This is a genomic window from Noviherbaspirillum sp. ST9 (genome assembly GCF_048799745.1).
Taxonomy (GTDB): Bacteria; Pseudomonadota; Gammaproteobacteria; order Burkholderiales; family Burkholderiaceae_D; genus Noviherbaspirillum.
The window spans coordinates 169,204-184,837 of sequence record NZ_JBLWFR010000010.1; the positions used below are offsets into that span (position 1 = coordinate 169,204).

Consider the following 15,634-nt stretch of genomic DNA (forward strand, 5'->3'; position numbering starts at 1 on the left):
GCAACCCACGGAACGGTTCATGCCTGCGCAGGTGCCGTTTCCGTCCCCGACTTCGCCATGCATCCTGACCGCAGAAGCTTCCTCACCCTTTCGGCGCGGCTCCTTTCCCTCGCCGCGCTATCGTCGGCCTTCCCTTCCCAGGCGTCTACGCGCGCCAGTGCCTACCCGTTCAGCCTCGGCGTGGCATCCGGCTCGCCCAGGCCGGACAGCGTCGTCCTCTGGACGCGCATCCTTCCCGATCCGCTCGACGCCCAGTCGTCGGGCACGCAGCCGTATTCGGTGCGTTGGGAGATCGCGGAGGATGAGGCCTTCCGCCATGTCGCGGCAAAAGGCAATGCAACGGCGCTGCCCGAACTGGCGCACAGCATCCACGTCGACGCCGCTGGCCTGCGCCCTGATCGCTGGTATTGGTACCGATTCATGCTCGGCGATGCCGTAAGCCCGGTCGGCCGTACGCGCACTGCACCGGCGGCCGATTCGATGCCGACCTCATTGCGCCTTGCATTCGCGTCATGCCAGCACTGGGAGTTCGGCCAGTATGCGGCGCACCGTCACATTGCGGCAGAAGCGCCGGACCTGGTCGCATTCCTTGGCGACTACATTTACGAGTGGGGCGCCTACGAACTTGCCCACCCTGCTTCGCCACGCCGGCGCAGCAACGAGTCGCTCACGCTTGCGGATTACCGCGCGCGCTATGCGCAGTACAAGTCCGATCCCCATCTGCAGGCATCGCATCTTGCTGCGCCTTGGATCGTCACGTGGGACGATCATGAAGTGGCGAACGACTACGCCAACGACCGCGACGAACGGCTCGACACGCATTTCCTCGCGCGCCGTGCGGCGGCCTACCAGGCTTTTTATGAGCATATGCCGGTGCGGCTCTCGACACTCCCTGAAGGCCCGCAACGATTTGCGCACCTGCGGATTTATGACCGTGTCGATTGGGGACGCCTGGCGCGATTCCATGTGCTGGATGATCGCCAGTACCGCTCCTATCACGCATGCCAGCGTACGGACCGCGGCGGCTCTGGGTCCGTGACATGGGATTGCGCCGAACTTTCCGATCCCGCGCGTACGCTGCTCGGGCAGGAACAGGAAGCGTGGCTGATGGAAGGTTTTGCGTCGTCATCGGCACGCTGGAACATTCTCGCGCAGCAGACCTTCATGGCGCAGGCGTCACAGGTCCCGGTCATCAACGAGGGCGACGGCCGTTTCTGGAACGACGGTTGGGATGGTTATCCGGCCGCGCGCAAGCGTCTGCTCGACGGCTTGGCAAAGCATGAGGTCGCCAATCCGGTCGTCATTTCGGGCGATGTGCACACCTTTTACGCCGCCGATGTCCGGGCCGATTTTTCCCGGAAGGTCTCGGCGGCAAACCCGGTGATTGCCACCGAGTTCTGCGGCACCTCGGTGACGTCCAATTCGCGCCCGCAGTCACGCATCGACCAGTACGTCGCGCAGAATCCGCACATCAAGTACGGACGCAGCGACCGTCGCGGCTATGCAATGATGGAAGTGAAACCGTCAGGAACTGCAGTGCGGTTTCAGGCGCTGGATGATGTTCGTGCCGCGGATTCGGGCGTCTCGACCGTCGCCAGTTTCGTTGTCGAAAACGGTCGGCCCGGCGTCGTCCGCAACGGATAAAAAAAACCGCCTGGCTCGCAGGCGGTTTTTATTGGAAGCACTTCGGATCAGGCGGCCTTCTTCTCGTCGCGCAGCTCGCGGCGCAGGATCTTGCCGACGTTGGTCTTCGGCAGTTCGTCGCGGAACTCGATGTACTTCGGCTTCTTGTAGCCGGTGAACTGTTCCTTGCAGTAGTTCATCAACTGGTCGACCGTCAGCGACGGATCCTTGCGAACAACGAACAGCTTCACGGCCTCGCCCGAATTGGCATCCGGCACGCCAATGCAAGCGCACTCCAGCACGCCCGGATGGGCCGCCACCACGCCTTCGATCTCGTTCGGATACACATTGAAGCCGGACACCAGGATCATGTCCTTCTTGCGATCGACGATGCGCACATAGCCGCGCTCGTCCATGATGCCGACGTCGCCCGACTTGAAGAAGCCTTCCGGCGTCATGACCTTGGCGGTTTCATCAGGACGGTTCCAGTAACCGACCATCACCTGCGGGCCACGGATGCCAATTTCGCCAGGCTGGCCGAGCGGAACAGGCTTGCCGTCGTCGTCGAGGATCGCGATTTCGGTGGAAGGAATCGGCAAGCCGATCGCGCCGGAAAATTCGGTCGCGGTCGCCGGGTTGATGGTGGCCGACGGCGAAGTTTCGGACAGGCCGTAACCTTCCACGATCGGGCAGCCGGTGACCTTCAGCCACTTGTCCGCCACCGCTTTCTGCACCGCCATGCCGCCGCCGTTGCAGATCTTCAGGCTGGAGAAGTCGAGCTTGCAGAAGTCGGCATTGTTGAGCAGGCCGTTGTAGAGGGTGTTCACCGCGGGCAGCAGGTTGAACTTGTACTTGCCGAGTTCCTTCACGAAGCCGGGGATGTCACGCGGATTCGGGATCAGGATGTTCATCGCGCCCCAGCGCGTGCCCATCAGGCAGCAGGCCGTCAGCGCGAAGATGTGGTACAGCGGCAGCGCGCAGACGATGGTCAGCGGGTCGATCTTCGGTTCGGCCTTCAGTGCCGGCTGCGCCCATGCATCGTTCTGCAGTACGTTGGCGATGATGTTGGCATGCGTGAGCGTGGCGCCCTTCGACACACCCGTGGTGCCGCCGGTGTACTGCAGGAAGGCGATGTCTTCGTGCCTGAGGTCGACCGGCTTGAGCGCGCCGCGCGCGCCTTCCGACAGCGCCTGCTTGAAGCGGGTCGCGTTCGGCAGGGAGAAAGCCGGCACCATCTTCTTCACGTTGCGTACGACGAAGTTGACGATCGCACCCTTCACGCCGCCCAGCATCTCACCCATGCTGGCGACGACGACATGCTTGACCTTGGTCTTGCCGATCACCTGCTCCAGCGTGTGGGCGAAGTTCTCGAGGATGATGATGGCTTCCGCGCCCGAATCGTTGAGCTGGTGTTCGAGCTCGCGCGGCGTATAGAGCGGATTGACGTTGACGACGGTGTAGCCGGCGCGCAGGACACCGGCGATGGCGACCGGGTACTGCAGCACGTTCGGCATCATGATGGCCACGCGCGCGCCCTTCTTCAGGCCGCGGCCCTGCAGCCATGCGCCGAGCTGCTTGGAATACTGGTCGACGTCCGCGTACGTCAGGAACTTGTCCATGCAGACATAGGCATTGCGGGTCGCGAACTTGCGGAAGGATTCTTCCAGCAGGTGCACCAGCGAGCGGTACTGGGTGTAGTCGATCTCGGACGGAACGCCCTCGGGATAGGACTTCAGCCAAATTTTTTCCATTGTCTGCCTCTTGTCTTGATAGGTGGGATGGTTTCGGCCCTCGCGAAATAATCGAACGACCGGTTTTTTTTATCATCTTAGATGCTATCGGGGGCAGCGATTACTGGCAAGTCTTTTAGACAAGATCAGAGTGGTTTTTCTATAAATGGCGTATTGCAACGCAGCAAAGAATTGACGGTACAGCGCCAAAAATGACAACGCGACCACCGAGGGTCGCGTTGTCATTTTTTGGGTCCGGGGAAGGCGGTTTATTGGGCCTGCTCCGTCACATGGACATTTTCCGCGGTGAGCGGTGTCACGTTTCCGAACTGCGCCAGCTGGCGATGACGTTCATCCTTATCCAACGTCGCAAGCTGCCGGACCGCGTCATAGAATTTATCCAGGGTCTTCTGCTTGGCCAGCATCGCCTTGAAGCCGGGGACGAAGTCGTGATACGTCGCGATGGCCGACAGGTGGGCATTCGAGAGCGGCTCCGCGAACCAGCGGTCATAGCCCGAGTATCCGCCCCACGATTCCTTCAGGACCAGGTACTCGTCCTTCAGCGACTTGAAGATCGACGCCTTCTCCTGGCGCTTCTCGTCATCGCTGACGTCGCGCTCGTAGTTCTCCTGCAGCTGTTTGCGGTGCTTCATCAGCAGGGCGAGGAAGTCGCGCTTGCGGCCTTCGTAGGCCGCGTAGGCCCTGCGTGTTTTTTCGTCGCCGTACACGGCCATCCAGCGCTCGACGCCGGCCTCTTCCACTGCTACCGCAAACGATTCGTTGAAGCGCGAGTCACCCGCCACATACACGACCTGGTGCGCGAGTTCATGGAACACGAGGCGCGCGAGTTCGCCGTCGGGATACTGGATGAACGTGGAGAGCACCGGGTCCTTGAACCAGCCGAGCGTCGAATACGCCGGCACGCCCGATACTTCCACGTCGTACTTCTCGGCACGCAGCTCCGCCGCATAGGATTGCGCGTCTTCCTTGCTGTAGTAGCCGCGATAGTTCACGCAGCCGGCCACCGGGAAGCACCACTGCAGGGGCTTCAGCGACAACTCCGGCGTGGCCACGATGTTCCACATCACGAAGGGACGCTTGAGGTCGGCGTAGGTGGTGAAGGTGTCATTGTCGGGCAAGGCGAGCTCGCGTGCGGCGAACTGGCGGATCTGCTTGACGCGCGTGAGCTTGCCTTTGAGCTTGTCCTCGACATCCGGACTGGAGAGCCAGTCGTCGATCGGACGCGCTTCGGAGAGCAGGGACAGTTGCCCTTGCGCGGCCTGCACGAAATATCCAAGCTGCGCGCATCCCGCAACCAGTCCCGCCATACCGAAAAAGATCAACGCCCGCCACTTCATCTTCATTCCTGCCTACGCTTTTTCCACCTGCACCAGTACGTCATAAAACGTTGGCGCCTTGCCCATATCGGTCAGCTGCTGGCTGGTGACTTCATTGGCGTTCTTGCCATCGGCGGCAAACTTCTTCCACCAGATCGACAATCCCACCACCAGCCCGCGCCGTGCTTTGTCTGTCACGCGGACCTTGGCGACGTAGGAACCGCGGTCATTGAAAATCCTGACCATATTCCCATCGTCGATGCCGCGTTCGCTCGCGTCGGAAGGATGCATGTCAAGATGCGGCTCGCCTTCCGTATCGCGCAGACTCTGCACATTGACGAAGGTGCTGTTAAGAAAGTTCCTTGCGGGAGGAGAAATCATGGCGAGGGGATATTTTTTTCCTAACGCCGGATTGCTGGCCACCGATTCGTGCGGCGGAATATACGTAGGCAAAGGATCAAGGCCGGCCGCCTTCATCTGTTCGGAATAGAACTCGCACTTGCCAGAAGGCGTGGGGAAACCGCCGTTGGCAAAGGGCGCATCGGGCGCGTTGAGCTTCTGCCATCCCTTGCGCTTGAGCGAGTCCCAGTCGAAATGCACGGCCCGCACATCGTTGCGCTTGAAGGCCTGGGCGGCGATCTCGTCGTCGCTCTCGCGGAAGCAGGGATCGTCGAAGCCCATCCGCGCGGCAAGCAGGCGGAAGACTTCGGTATTCGCCTTGGCCTCGCCGAGCGGAGCAATTGCGGCATTGTTTGCCATCATGTAAAGATGGCCATACGTCGAATGGATATCGACGTGCTCAAGCTGCGTGGTCGCCGGCAGGACGATGTCGGCATAGTCGGCGGTATCCGTCTGAAAGTGCTCCAGCACGACGGTGAACAAGTCCTCGCGCGCAAATCCTTGCGCGACTTTCGGCGATTCCGGCGCCACTGCAACGGGATTCGAGTTGTACACGATGAGGGCCTCAATCTTCGGCCCGAACTCCGGCGAGCTGTCTCGCAGCAGCGCATCGCCGATGGTGCTCATGTTGATGGTGCGCGGTTGCTGTTGCAGCAAGTCGGGGCGCTGCAATGCGTGCGGATTCTTGGGGAAGGTGTCGGACGACGAGAGCTGGATGCCGCCCGCCGCATGCCGCCATGCCCCAACCAGCCCCGGCAGGCACGCGATGTTGCGCACTGCCATGCCGCCGCCGTGGACGCGCTGGACACCGTAGTTCACGCGGATCGCAACGGGTTCTCCACGCTTCGCCGCGCCGCCGTATTCGCGTGCAAGCTGGACGACTTCCTCCGCAGTGATCCCGCAGGTCTGCGCGGTCCTCTCCGGCGTCCACTCGGCGGCACGCTGCTTGAGCTGGTCGAAGCCCAGCGTGTGCTGTTCAACGTACTCCTTGTCCAGCAAGTCTTCGGCGATCAGCACATGCATCATGCCAAGCGCAAGCGCAGAATCGGTACCGGGCAGCAGCGCGATGTGCTGGTGGCACTTTTCGGCAGTGAGGGAACGATAGGGATCGATGGCGATCAGCTTCGCGCCACGCCGCTTTGCCTCCTGCGCGCGCATCCAGAAGTGCAGGTTGGACGCAATCGGGTTACCTCCCCAGATCAGGATCAGTTTGGCATTCTGGAATTGCTCGACGTCGGTGCCGATGCGCGCGCCGATCGTGTACTTGTAGCCTTCCCCGCCAGCGGACGCGCAAATGGTGCGGTCAAGCAGCGAAGCGCCCAGCTTGTGGAAAAAGCGCGCCGCCATCGACTCGCCCTGCACCAGTCCCATGGTCCCGGCGTAGCTGTAGGGCACGACCGCCTGGGGATTGCGTGCGGCAATGTCCTTCAGGCGCGACGCGATCGCGTCGAGCGCCTCTTCCCAGGTAATGCGTTCGAAGCGTCCCTCGCCCTTCCGTCCGACGCGTTTCATTGGGTGCAGCAGGCGGTCCTTGTGGTACGTGCGCTCGGTGTACTTTGATACCTTTGTACAAAGCACACCGGCGGTGGTGGGATGATCGGGATCGCCCTTCACCTGGACGGCGACGCCGTCCTCTACAGTGACGAGGAGTGCGCAGGTATCGGGACAATCATGGGGACAGGTGGCGCGGACAATTGAAGTGGTCATAACACATCCGAAAAGCCGCTGGACAGTCGCTCGTGGCAGGTGTCCGGCGGAATAAAAGTTTGGTAGGAGCCGCTCGCGTGCACCGCAGCATAATTCCATGCCGCAGCCGCGTTTGCAGTAGTTAAAATATACCCTCTCGGCCTAAGCGTAATATACCTATATCGCAGGCCGCTCGCATGCCGCAAAGCAATAATCGCTTTATCACATCCCGAGCATGCGCTCCCGGAGGCAAAACATGAAGTTGATCGACCCGATTCTCGAATTCCAATCCGAACTGCGCCAGATCCGACGCGACATCCATGCGCATCCGGAACTCTGTTTCGAAGAACGCCGCACTGCCGAACTTGTCGCGCAAAAACTGACCGACTGGGGCATTCCCGTCATCCGCGGCATGGGCACGACCGGCGTTGTCGGCATCATCAGGAATGGTACGAGTCAGCGCGCCGTTGGCCTGCGCGCCGACATGGATGCCCTGCCCGTACAGGAAATCAACACGTTTCCGCATGCCTCCCGACACGCTGGCAAGATGCACGCGTGCGGACACGACGGACATGTCGCGATGCTGCTCGGGGCGGCACGCTACCTGTCGCAGCATCGCAATTTCGACGGCACCGTGTACCTGATTTTCCAACCTGCGGAAGAAGGCGGCGGCGGCGCGCGTCGCATGATGGAAGACGGCCTGTTCAGGGAATGTCCGATGGAGGCGGTGTTCGGCATGCACAACTGGCCCGGCGTTCCCGTTGGCACTTTCGGCGTCACGGCGGGGCCGATGATGGCCTCGTCAAATGAATTCGAAGTCATCGTCAAGGGCAAGGGCGCGCACGCCGCGCAACCGCACAAAGGTATCGATCCCATCATGGTGGCGGTGCAGATTGCGCAAAGCTGGCAAACCATTGTCACGCGTAACAGGAACCCGCTCGACTCGGCCGTGCTGTCGATTACGCAGATCCATGCCGGCAGCGCGACGAACATCATTCCCGACGAAGCAATGCTGGTCGGCACGGTGCGCACCTTCACGACGCCGACGCTGGACGTGATGGAGCAGCGCATGCAGGCAATCGCCGAACATACCGCGGCGGCCTTCGATGCCACTGTGGATTTCCAATTCAAGCGCAACTATCCGCCGCTGGTGAACCATGCGAAGGAAACGGCCTTTGCTGTCGATGTCATGCGCTCTATCGTCGGTCCTGACAGGGTCGATGCCCAAGTCGAGCCGACCATGGGGGCGGAGGATTTCGCCTTCATGCTGCAGGAAAAGCCGGGCTGCTACGTATTCATCGGCAATGGCGAAGGCAACCACCGCGACAGCGGTCATGGACTGGGGCCGTGCAACCTGCACAACCCGAGCTATGACTTCAACGACGACCTGCTGCCGATCGGCGCGACCTATTGGGTACGCGTCGCAGAGGCGTGGCTGGCAAAGGGATGACGACAGCGAAGAGATGCCATTCCCTGACGCAATACGCGTCGCCTTTCGCACGCGTCGCCCTTGAAAACGTCCTGCGCGAGTATCCCAACAAACCGGATCATCTTCTGACGAACGGCGCCGACCTGCGCGCTCCGCGCGAGTTGCACCCGGCTTTCTATGGCAGTTACGACTGGCATTCGAGCGTGCACATGCACTGGCTGCTGGCGCGGCTGTTGCGCTACGTTCCCGAGCTTGACGAGCGCACACAGGTGCATGAGGTGTTTGACCTGCACTTCAGCGCGGAAAATATCGCCATTGAAGCGTCCTATTTGAGGCATTCGGCACGCCGTACGTTCGAACGCCCCTACGGCTGGGCGTGGCTATTGAAGCTACAGGCCGAGCTTCATAGGCTCGCTGCATCGGATGAAAGCGCGGCCAAGTGGCGGGACAATCTCCAGCCGCTCGCCGACGCCGTCGTCGATGGCTTCCAGGAATTCCTGCCGCTGGCGCAGTACCCCGTGCGCGCCGGGACGCACGCCAACAGCGCCTTCAGCCTGATACTGGCGCTGGATTATGCAGACGCGGTCCAGCACCTGGCCCTGCGCCGCCTGGTTGCTGGCAAGGCAAGCGCATGGTTCGGCCGTGACCGACGCTATCCTGCCGCGTACGAACCCGGCGGCGACGATTTCCTGTCGGCGGGTCTGGTGGAAGCGGCACTCATGCTGCGGCTGGTCGACGGCTGCAGTTATGCGGACTGGTGGGAGTTGTTCTGCCCTTTGCAGAATGACTTGGCGACCTGGCTTCTGCCGGTAAGCGTGGCCGACCGCAGCGATCCCAAGCTGGTCCATCTGGACGGCGTCAATCTGTCGCGCGCGTGGTGCTGGAAGACGATACGCCCGCAGCTCGATGCGACGTTGCGCGCACGGGTCGATGCGGCGATCGAAGCGCATCTCGATGCCTCGCTGCCCGGCACCGTGAGCGGCGATTACGCCGGGACGCACTGGCTGGCGAGTTTCGCCTTACTTGCGCTGACTGAGGGATAAGGAGGGCTGCGCCGCGCCGGGGCCGGCGTGGTGCGCAAAGCGTTCGCGCAGCAGCTGGATATCGCCATACCACGCTTCCGCCGATTCGCCGGTATTGTCGGTGTCGGTGAGCACGCCCACGCCGATCAGGCGTCCCGGTTTTTCGCCGTACGCCTTCTCGAAATCCTCAACGATATTACGCGCGAAATTGCGCCACTCGCCGATCCCATCCGATCCGCTTTCGGCGACCATCATCTTGATGCGGCTGGTGTAGGTGCTGCCGATCACCGTGCCGGTCGGCTTGTTGTTTTCCCAGATGTACATCAGCGTCGCATACGGGAACTCGTAGCCCGTCATCACGCGCGCCGTCTCGAACAGCACCTGATCGGTGAAAGGCATCGTGTCCTTGTCGCCATCGAATCCCAGGATGACGCGCACCGGTGAATCCTCGGTCGCGCGTTTGGTGTTGTCCGCCGAATTGACCAGGCTGGTAATCTGCCAGCTCCAGTGCAGCCAGGGCTGCTGCTCCGCGTTGATGTCGACCTTGTGCATGAGCCCGGACGACGCACTGTCGGCGCGTGCATGCAGCACCGTCGCGTTGTCCTTGGTCACCAGTTCGTACAGGGTTTGCTTCTTGTTTCGGAGCAGGATCATCGGCTCCCAGCCTTGGGGGAGGCCACCGACGGGATTGGAGGAGAAAACCGAGAGTGTCGACTCCACTTGCGCGCGTGCTGCAGTCGCCTCCGGTTTGACGGATGCCTGTTGCGAAGCGCAGCCAGCCAGGGACAGCAGCATTCCGAGCGGAATGACGAAGCGTTTCATGTCGATCCAATCCTGTCTTGCGATCGACATGAGTCACATGTGCGTCGCGCCGGCCCAGTTACGGGCTGGAAAGTTGAGATGCTCGAATTGTATAGCGTGGCATCCCCGTAGCGTGCGCTAACCTGTCCAAAGCTTGATTTTCATGGACAAACTGCCAACGGATTCCGTGGTATTTCGCCACCGCCTCGCGATGCGCGATGCTGACCAGCGCCGCGTCCGGCAGTTCGCGCAGAACGACTTCGTACAAGGTCGCTTCGGAATCCGGATCGAGCGCACTGGTCGCTTCGTCCAGGAACAGCACGTCCGGCCGCATGAGAAGCGCGCGCACAAACGCCAGCCTTTGCTGCTCGCCGGGCGACAGACGCTGGCTCCAGTTATCGGCATCATCCAGCTTTTCCACCAAGTGCGGCAGCATGCACAGTTCCAGGTAATGCCCGATGGCGCGATCCTTGTAGGCCCGCTCCTCGGCGGGATAGGCAATCGCGGCGCGCAGCGTACCGATTGGCAGGTAACTCTTTTGCGGCAGGAAAAGCAGCTTTGCCTGAGTCGGAATCTCAACGCTTCCCGCCCCGTAGGGCCAGATGCCGGCCAGCGCCCGGAACAGGGTCGACTTGCCGCAACCGGAAGGCCCGGTGACAAGGATGCGCTGCCCCACCCTCACCTCGCCAGAGATCGGCGTCGTCAGCGGCGCTCCGACCGGCAGATGCAACGCCACCTCGTCCAGCAGGATGGCGCCAACGTTGTTGCGTGCCACGCCAATACCTGAACTTTGCGTGCGGGCGGACGTGACGGCAGCATGGAATCCGGCGAGACGGTTGACGCTGGCCTTCCAGCTCGCCAGCGAACTGAACGCATTGATGAACCAGGAAAGCGCCTCCTGCACATGCCCGAAGGCGGAGCTGATCTGCATCAGTCCGCCCAGGGTGATCGCGCCGGAGAAATAGCGCGGCGCCCCGACAAGGAAGGGAAAAATGATGGCGAACTGTGCGTAAAAATTGGATGCGACGTTAAGCCGCTTCGTCGTGCGCATGATCTCCCACCAGTTGCGGCGGATCTTTTCAAAGCGCCCGTCCAGCTGCGATTGTTCCTGTGTTTCGCCTCGGTACAGCGCAACGGCCTCCGCATATTCACGAATACGTACCAGACCAAAGCGGAAGTCGGCTTCGTATCGCTGCTGGTTGAAGTTCTGCAGCACCAGCGGTTTGCCGATCACCCATACCAGCATTGATCCGATGAGCGCGTACGCCACCGCAAACCAGACCATGTAGCCGGGAACAGTGATCTCCTGCGCGCCGAGCATGAACGACAAGGGCCCGCTCACCGACCACAAGATGCCGACGAAGGACACCAGCGTGACGACCGCCGACAGTAGCCCGAGCGACAGCGTCAGCGTGCCACTGGTCAGGAAGTTCAGGTCTTCGGCGATGCGCTGGTCGGGGTTGTCCGCGCTGCGCGTCTGTTCAATCCGGTAATAGGCCTGATTGGCCAGCCACTCATCGAGGTACTGCCGCGTCATCCACGCGCGCCAGCGCATTTCAAGCGCCTGGGTCAGGTACACGCGGTAAATCGCCACCGCAATGTAAATGAAGGCGAGGTAGGAGAAACGCCAGAGCTGTTCCTTGAAGGCGTCGTATTCCTTGTTTTCCAGCGCGTTATAGAAGTCTCGGTTCCACGCATTGAAAAGCACATCGAGGTACACCATGCCCAGCGCGAGCGCGATGACCGCAGCCAGCAGGCCGCGTGCGCGCCATTTCTCTTCGGAACTCCAGTACGGTTTGATCAGATGCCATACCGCGCGCCAATCGGTGCGCACATGAACAGTGGCTGTCATAAAAAATAGGTATTCGGGGAATGCCGGCGATGCCGCTCAAGACATCACCGGCCTGGATGCAGGATCAGTCGACCTTCGCGCCGGAATCCTTGACGACCTTGGCCCATTTCCGGGTCTCGGCCTGGATATGGGCAGCGAATTGCTCGGGCGTATTTCCGACCGGATCCGCGCCCTGCGCCACGAGTTTTTCCTTGACCGCCGGGCTGGACAACGCCTTGGCAATTTCCTGCTGCACCTTGTTCACGATGTCCGGCGGCGTACCGGCCGGCGCCAGGATGCCGAACCAGGAGCTCGCCTCAAAGCCTGTCAGGTCACCGCCCACTGCTGCGATGGGAGGAACGTCGGGCAGCGCAGGCGAAGGCTTCGCGCTCGTCACCCCCAGCGCCTTCAGCCGCCCAGCCTTGATGTATGGCATGGCCGACGGCAGATTATCGAACATCAGGTCGGCCTGACCACCGAGCAGATCCGTAATCGCCGGCGCCGAGCCGCGGTATGGAATGTGCACCATGAAGGTTTTCGTCTGCGTCTTGAAAAGCTCCCCGGCGAGATGAATGGACGTCCCGTTACCGCTCGACGCCATGTTCAATCGGCCAGGATTGGCCTTCACGTAGTCGATGAAGCTTTTTACATCCGTGATCTTGTTCTTCTCCGCCAGCGCAGCATTCAGGACGAGGACGTTAGGCACCGCCGCGACCAGCGACACCGGCGCGAAATCCTTGATCGGATCGAAGGGCAGCTTCGAATACAGTGACTGGTTGATCGCGTGGGTCCCCACGGTTCCCATCAGCAGGGTATAGCCGTCCGGCGGTGACTTCGCTACGATTTCCGACCCGATGTTGCCTCCAGCGCCCGGACGGTTATCGATGATGACCTGTTGTCCCCACGCTTTCGATAGTTCACCGCCCACCGCGCGCGCAAGAATATCCGTCGTGCCGCCCGGCGGAAACGGCACGACAAGTTTGACGGGCTTATTTGGATATGCCTGGGCGAAAACAGCACCGCTGCCCGCTACGGCGACTGCGGCAGCAACAATGGATAACCAGTGTTTCAACTTCATCGCATCTCCTCCATCTCATGGTAGTTTGTCCGGAGCATCTCCGACGCGCTTGCCGGGGTTGAGGCGTTCCAGTGCAAGCAAGGCGGCGGATTGATCCGCGTGGGGTACTGCATCCAGAATACTGCGATAGGTTTGCGTGACGAGTTCGGCAACGGGCAGGCTTACTCCTGCCGCCGCTGCTGCGACAAGGACATTTTCCAGATCCTTCGCCTGGCTTTTGACCTGCCCGCCAGGGAGAAAATTGCGATCGAGCATGCGCTGGCCATGCACCTCAAGGATTCGACTTTCCGCAAATCCTCCGCGCAGTGCGGTTCGGACGGCGACTGGGTCGGCCCCTCCGGCCTGCGCCAGCAGCAGTGCCTCTGCCACAATGCACAACGTGCCGCCAACGATCAACTGGTTGCACAATTTGGCGACCTGTCCACACCCTGCTGGCCCAACCAGGGTCGGCCGCCCCATTACCTTCAGCACAGGTGCAGCGCGAGCAAAGTCGTCAGCATCGCCGCCAGCCATAATTGCCAAAGTGCCCGCTTCTGCCCCAACGACACCGCCGGAAACCGGCGCATCAATAAACGAAAGCCCGAACGCCTTCAAATACGCATGAAATTCCTGCGCCTCCGATTGCTGGGTCGAGCTCATGTCGACGACAAGCGTCCCTGGGCGCATCGCGCCGACTGCGCCCTGCAGCACGTCGCGAACAACCGGCCCGGCCTCCAGCATCGTAATCACGATGTCCGCTTGCTTTACCGCATCAGAAACCTGCTCCTCCACAACAGCGTTCATTGCCTCAAGCGACATTGCCTTGGCGAGCGTACGGTTCCATGCCACCACGGGAAATCCCGCTTGCAACAAACGGGTTGCCATCGGTTTTCCCATCAGTCCAATGCCCAGAAATGCGATGGTCGGCAGCGTGGCGGTCGCGCTCAAGTCGGTCTCCTGTTAATTCAGTTTGTCGGATAATGAGACATCATCATCTCAAAAAACCAACTTTCATGCCCGCAATCGAGTTACAAGTCGTTCCAGATTCGTGCGTACTGCTGGGAGAGTGCCCTCTATGGCATCCGGCAGAACAGGTTCTCTATTGGATCGACATCGCCGGACTTGCGGTGCATCGCTTTGACCCCGCGCGCAGTGAACGCGCGTCCTGGCCTTTGCCGTCCGAGCCCGGGTGCATCGCATGGTGCGCCGATGGTGGTCTGCTTGTCGCCATGCGCGCTGGAATTTCCATGCTTGACCCCATCAGCGGCACCCTCCGACGGCTCATCGATGCGCCTTATGATCCGTCGCGCATCCGTTTTAATGATGGACGTTGTGATGCTGCCGGTCGTCTGTGGATTGGTACGCTGTCGGATGATCGCAGCCAGGCACTGGGGGCGCTGTATTGCCTCGAACGGGGCATCATTCGGAAGGTAGGCAATCCTGTCACGGTATCGAATGGCCTTGCCTTCAGCAACGATAACCGCAAGATCTACCATGCGGATACCTCTGCCCACCGAATTTCCGTTTATGACTTTGACCTTGCGTCCGGTTCGTTGCCCGCCGGCCGTGTCTTCAAGATCTTCGACAACAACAAGGGTGAGAACTATGGCGGTCGCCCGGATGGTGCGGCGGTAGATAGCGAAGATTCTTATTGGTGTGCAATGTATGAGGGCGGGAGGCTCTTGCGCCTTTCCGCGGGCGGCGACATGTTGCGCGAAATCGACCTTCCAGTCCGCTGTCCAACCATGCCAGCCTTTGGTGGCCCTGATCTACAAACCATGTACATCACGACGGTAAGAAATAAGCGCCCGGATGCGGAATTGAAAGCGTGTCCACTTTCAGGCCATGTCTTGTCCCTGCGCGTCGATACGCCTGGCCGTGCGGAGCATGCCTATATCCCTTAATGCATGCAAATCTTTGCATTCAGATAAATTTTAGTTTTTACGTAAAATAGAATCCTGTCATTTCAAGCTTCATGCGAAAGGAAATAGCGGATGAAAGAATTCCGTCGACATACCGTTGTTCTCGCTATCGGCTGCCTGCTCACCGCGCTTTCGCCGGCGAGCTTCGCGGCGGACTCCTTTTCCGTGGAATACGGAACGGGCGATAAGACGAGAATGGTACGACTTGGCGCGCAGTGGAAATGGGACCAGATGTGGTGGCGCTCAAACGGCACACACATCAGCGGATATTGGGACCTGGTGGTCGCCCAATGGCGAGGCAAGCAGTTCCGAAACATTCCAGGCAATACGCAGAACATTACGTCGCTTGGCATTACACCGGTCTTTCGATTGCAGAACGACGATCTGAAGGGCTTTTACGCCGAAGTAGGCATTGGTGCCCACTTGCTATCCGAGCTTTACGATAACAACGACAAGCAGCTTTCGACACGCTACCAGTTTGGTGACCACCTTGGCATCGGATACGTCTTTCAAAACAACGCGGATGTTGGCCTGAAGATTCAGCATTTCTCCAACGCAAGCATAAAAAAACCAAACGACGGCGTAAATTTCGCGCTGCTACGCGTAAGTTATCCGTTTTAAGGCGGTTGGATTAGGCGCGTCGTCGGCGCGGCAGCAGCCGTATCCAGCGCGGTCTTTGGCATCCACCAGGAATTCGCAGGAGCGCTCACGGTTTCCGGTCCCCGCTACCGAATCGATGAGACGGCAGTGGAGCAAATTCTCCACGTACTCTACCGCCATGCGCGCGAACTGACCCG

At 60.5% G+C, this 15,634-nt stretch carries 13 protein-coding genes; 5 read left to right on the top strand and 8 right to left on the bottom strand.

The window, feature by feature from the left end; genetic code table 11:
• The first annotated feature begins 57 nt into the window (after window positions 1-57).
• Window positions 58-1,644 (top strand): alkaline phosphatase D family protein, encoded by a 1,587-nt coding sequence (locus ACNOHI_RS22100; protein WP_420476868.1) that lies wholly within the window; start codon window positions 58-60, stop codon window positions 1,642-1,644.
• 47 nt (window positions 1,645-1,691) lie between these two features.
• Here the strand turns inward: ACNOHI_RS22100 and ACNOHI_RS22105 are convergent, their stop codons facing one another.
• The 3 genes from ACNOHI_RS22105 to ACNOHI_RS22115 all read right to left on the bottom strand — a co-directional run bounded on the left by ACNOHI_RS22105 (window position 1,692) and on the right by ACNOHI_RS22115 (window position 6,796).
• Entirely contained in the window at window positions 1,692-3,374 is a 1,683-nt protein-coding gene (locus ACNOHI_RS22105) for a long-chain fatty acid--CoA ligase (RefSeq protein WP_420476869.1), read from the bottom strand.
• A gap of 248 nt (window positions 3,375-3,622) precedes the next feature.
• Window positions 3,623-4,717, bottom strand: coding sequence for an aminopeptidase (locus ACNOHI_RS22110; RefSeq protein WP_420476870.1), 1,095 nt, complete (start codon window positions 4,715-4,717; stop codon window positions 3,623-3,625).
• Window positions 4,718-4,723: 6 nt separating this feature from the next.
• Window positions 4,724-6,796: a molybdopterin-containing oxidoreductase family protein gene (locus tag ACNOHI_RS22115; RefSeq protein ID WP_420476871.1), complete on the bottom strand. Its 2,073-nt coding sequence runs from the start codon at window positions 6,794-6,796 to the stop codon at window positions 4,724-4,726.
• Window positions 6,797-7,031: 235 nt separating this feature from the next.
• On the opposite strand from ACNOHI_RS22115, the gene ACNOHI_RS22120 reads away from it, so the two are divergent.
• Entirely contained in the window at window positions 7,032-8,225 is a 1,194-nt protein-coding gene (locus ACNOHI_RS22120; RefSeq protein WP_420476872.1) for a M20 aminoacylase family protein, read from the top strand.
• Window positions 8,222-9,247 carry a DUF2891 domain-containing protein gene (locus ACNOHI_RS22125; protein WP_420476873.1) on the top strand — a complete coding sequence of 342 codons (1,026 nt, stop codon included), beginning with the start codon at window positions 8,222-8,224 and terminating at the stop codon, window positions 9,245-9,247. Before ACNOHI_RS22120 ends, ACNOHI_RS22125 begins: the two co-directional genes overlap by 4 nt.
• On the opposite strand, the gene ACNOHI_RS22130 is transcribed toward ACNOHI_RS22125, so the two are convergent.
• From ACNOHI_RS22130 to ACNOHI_RS22145, 4 genes are all read right to left on the bottom strand, one after another.
• Complete coding sequence (locus tag ACNOHI_RS22130) at window positions 9,224-10,048, bottom strand: DUF3047 domain-containing protein (protein WP_420476874.1); 825 nt, start codon at window positions 10,046-10,048, stop codon at window positions 9,224-9,226. The two genes, ACNOHI_RS22125 and ACNOHI_RS22130, sit on opposite strands and share 24 nt — an antisense overlap.
• Window positions 10,049-10,106: 58 nt before the next feature.
• Window positions 10,107-11,879 carry an ABC transporter ATP-binding protein/permease gene (locus ACNOHI_RS22135; RefSeq protein WP_420476875.1) on the bottom strand — a complete coding sequence of 591 codons (1,773 nt, stop codon included), beginning with the start codon at window positions 11,877-11,879 and terminating at the stop codon, window positions 10,107-10,109.
• A 64-nt stretch (window positions 11,880-11,943) separates the two neighbouring features.
• The gene (locus tag ACNOHI_RS22140) at window positions 11,944-12,936 is read right to left on the bottom strand and encodes a Bug family tripartite tricarboxylate transporter substrate binding protein (protein ID WP_420476876.1); all 993 of its coding nucleotides are present in this window, start codon (window positions 12,934-12,936) and stop codon (window positions 11,944-11,946) included.
• A 15-nt stretch (window positions 12,937-12,951) separates the two neighbouring features.
• Window positions 12,952-13,863, bottom strand: coding sequence for an NAD(P)-dependent oxidoreductase (locus tag ACNOHI_RS22145; RefSeq protein WP_420476877.1), 912 nt, complete (start codon window positions 13,861-13,863; stop codon window positions 12,952-12,954).
• A 65-nt stretch (window positions 13,864-13,928) separates the two neighbouring features.
• Here ACNOHI_RS22145 and ACNOHI_RS22150 point away from each other — a divergent pair, with 65 nt between their 5' ends.
• Window positions 13,929-14,819 carry an SMP-30/gluconolactonase/LRE family protein gene (locus tag ACNOHI_RS22150; RefSeq protein ID WP_420476878.1) on the top strand — a complete coding sequence of 297 codons (891 nt, stop codon included), beginning with the start codon at window positions 13,929-13,931 and terminating at the stop codon, window positions 14,817-14,819.
• Between the two features lie 90 nt (window positions 14,820-14,909).
• Window positions 14,910-15,458, top strand: coding sequence for an acyloxyacyl hydrolase (locus ACNOHI_RS22155; protein ID WP_420476879.1), 549 nt, complete (start codon window positions 14,910-14,912; stop codon window positions 15,456-15,458).
• Here the strand turns inward: ACNOHI_RS22155 and ACNOHI_RS22160 are convergent.
• On the bottom strand, window positions 15,435-15,634 hold a 200-nt coding region (locus ACNOHI_RS22160), incomplete at its 5' end, for a hypothetical protein (RefSeq protein WP_420476880.1). The genes ACNOHI_RS22155 and ACNOHI_RS22160 overlap by 24 nt on opposite strands.

Bases quoted from the DNA above. Each gene is read 5' to 3' on its own strand.
- ACNOHI_RS22135 (WP_420476875.1), bottom strand. From the start codon at position 11,879: ATGACAGCCACTGTTCATGTGCGCACCGATTGGCGCGCGGTATGGCAT.
- ACNOHI_RS22140 (WP_420476876.1), bottom strand. From the start codon at position 12,936: ATGAAGTTGAAACACTGGTTATCCATTGTTGCTGCCGCAGTCGCCGTA.
- ACNOHI_RS22155 (WP_420476879.1), top strand. From the start codon at position 14,910: ATGAAAGAATTCCGTCGACATACCGTTGTTCTCGCTATCGGCTGCCTG.
- ACNOHI_RS22115 (WP_420476871.1), bottom strand. From the start codon at position 6,796: ATGACCACTTCAATTGTCCGCGCCACCTGTCCCCATGATTGTCCCGAT.
- ACNOHI_RS22110 (WP_420476870.1), bottom strand. From the start codon at position 4,717: ATGAAGATGAAGTGGCGGGCGTTGATCTTTTTCGGTATGGCGGGACTG.
- ACNOHI_RS22120 (WP_420476872.1), top strand. From the start codon at position 7,032: ATGAAGTTGATCGACCCGATTCTCGAATTCCAATCCGAACTGCGCCAG.
- ACNOHI_RS22150 (WP_420476878.1), top strand. From the start codon at position 13,929: ATGCCCGCAATCGAGTTACAAGTCGTTCCAGATTCGTGCGTACTGCTG.
- ACNOHI_RS22105 (WP_420476869.1), bottom strand. From the start codon at position 3,374: ATGGAAAAAATTTGGCTGAAGTCCTATCCCGAGGGCGTTCCGTCCGAG.
- ACNOHI_RS22125 (WP_420476873.1), top strand. From the start codon at position 8,222: ATGACGACAGCGAAGAGATGCCATTCCCTGACGCAATACGCGTCGCCT.
- ACNOHI_RS22100 (WP_420476868.1), top strand. From the start codon at position 58: ATGCATCCTGACCGCAGAAGCTTCCTCACCCTTTCGGCGCGGCTCCTT.
- ACNOHI_RS22130 (WP_420476874.1), bottom strand. From the start codon at position 10,048: ATGAAACGCTTCGTCATTCCGCTCGGAATGCTGCTGTCCCTGGCTGGC.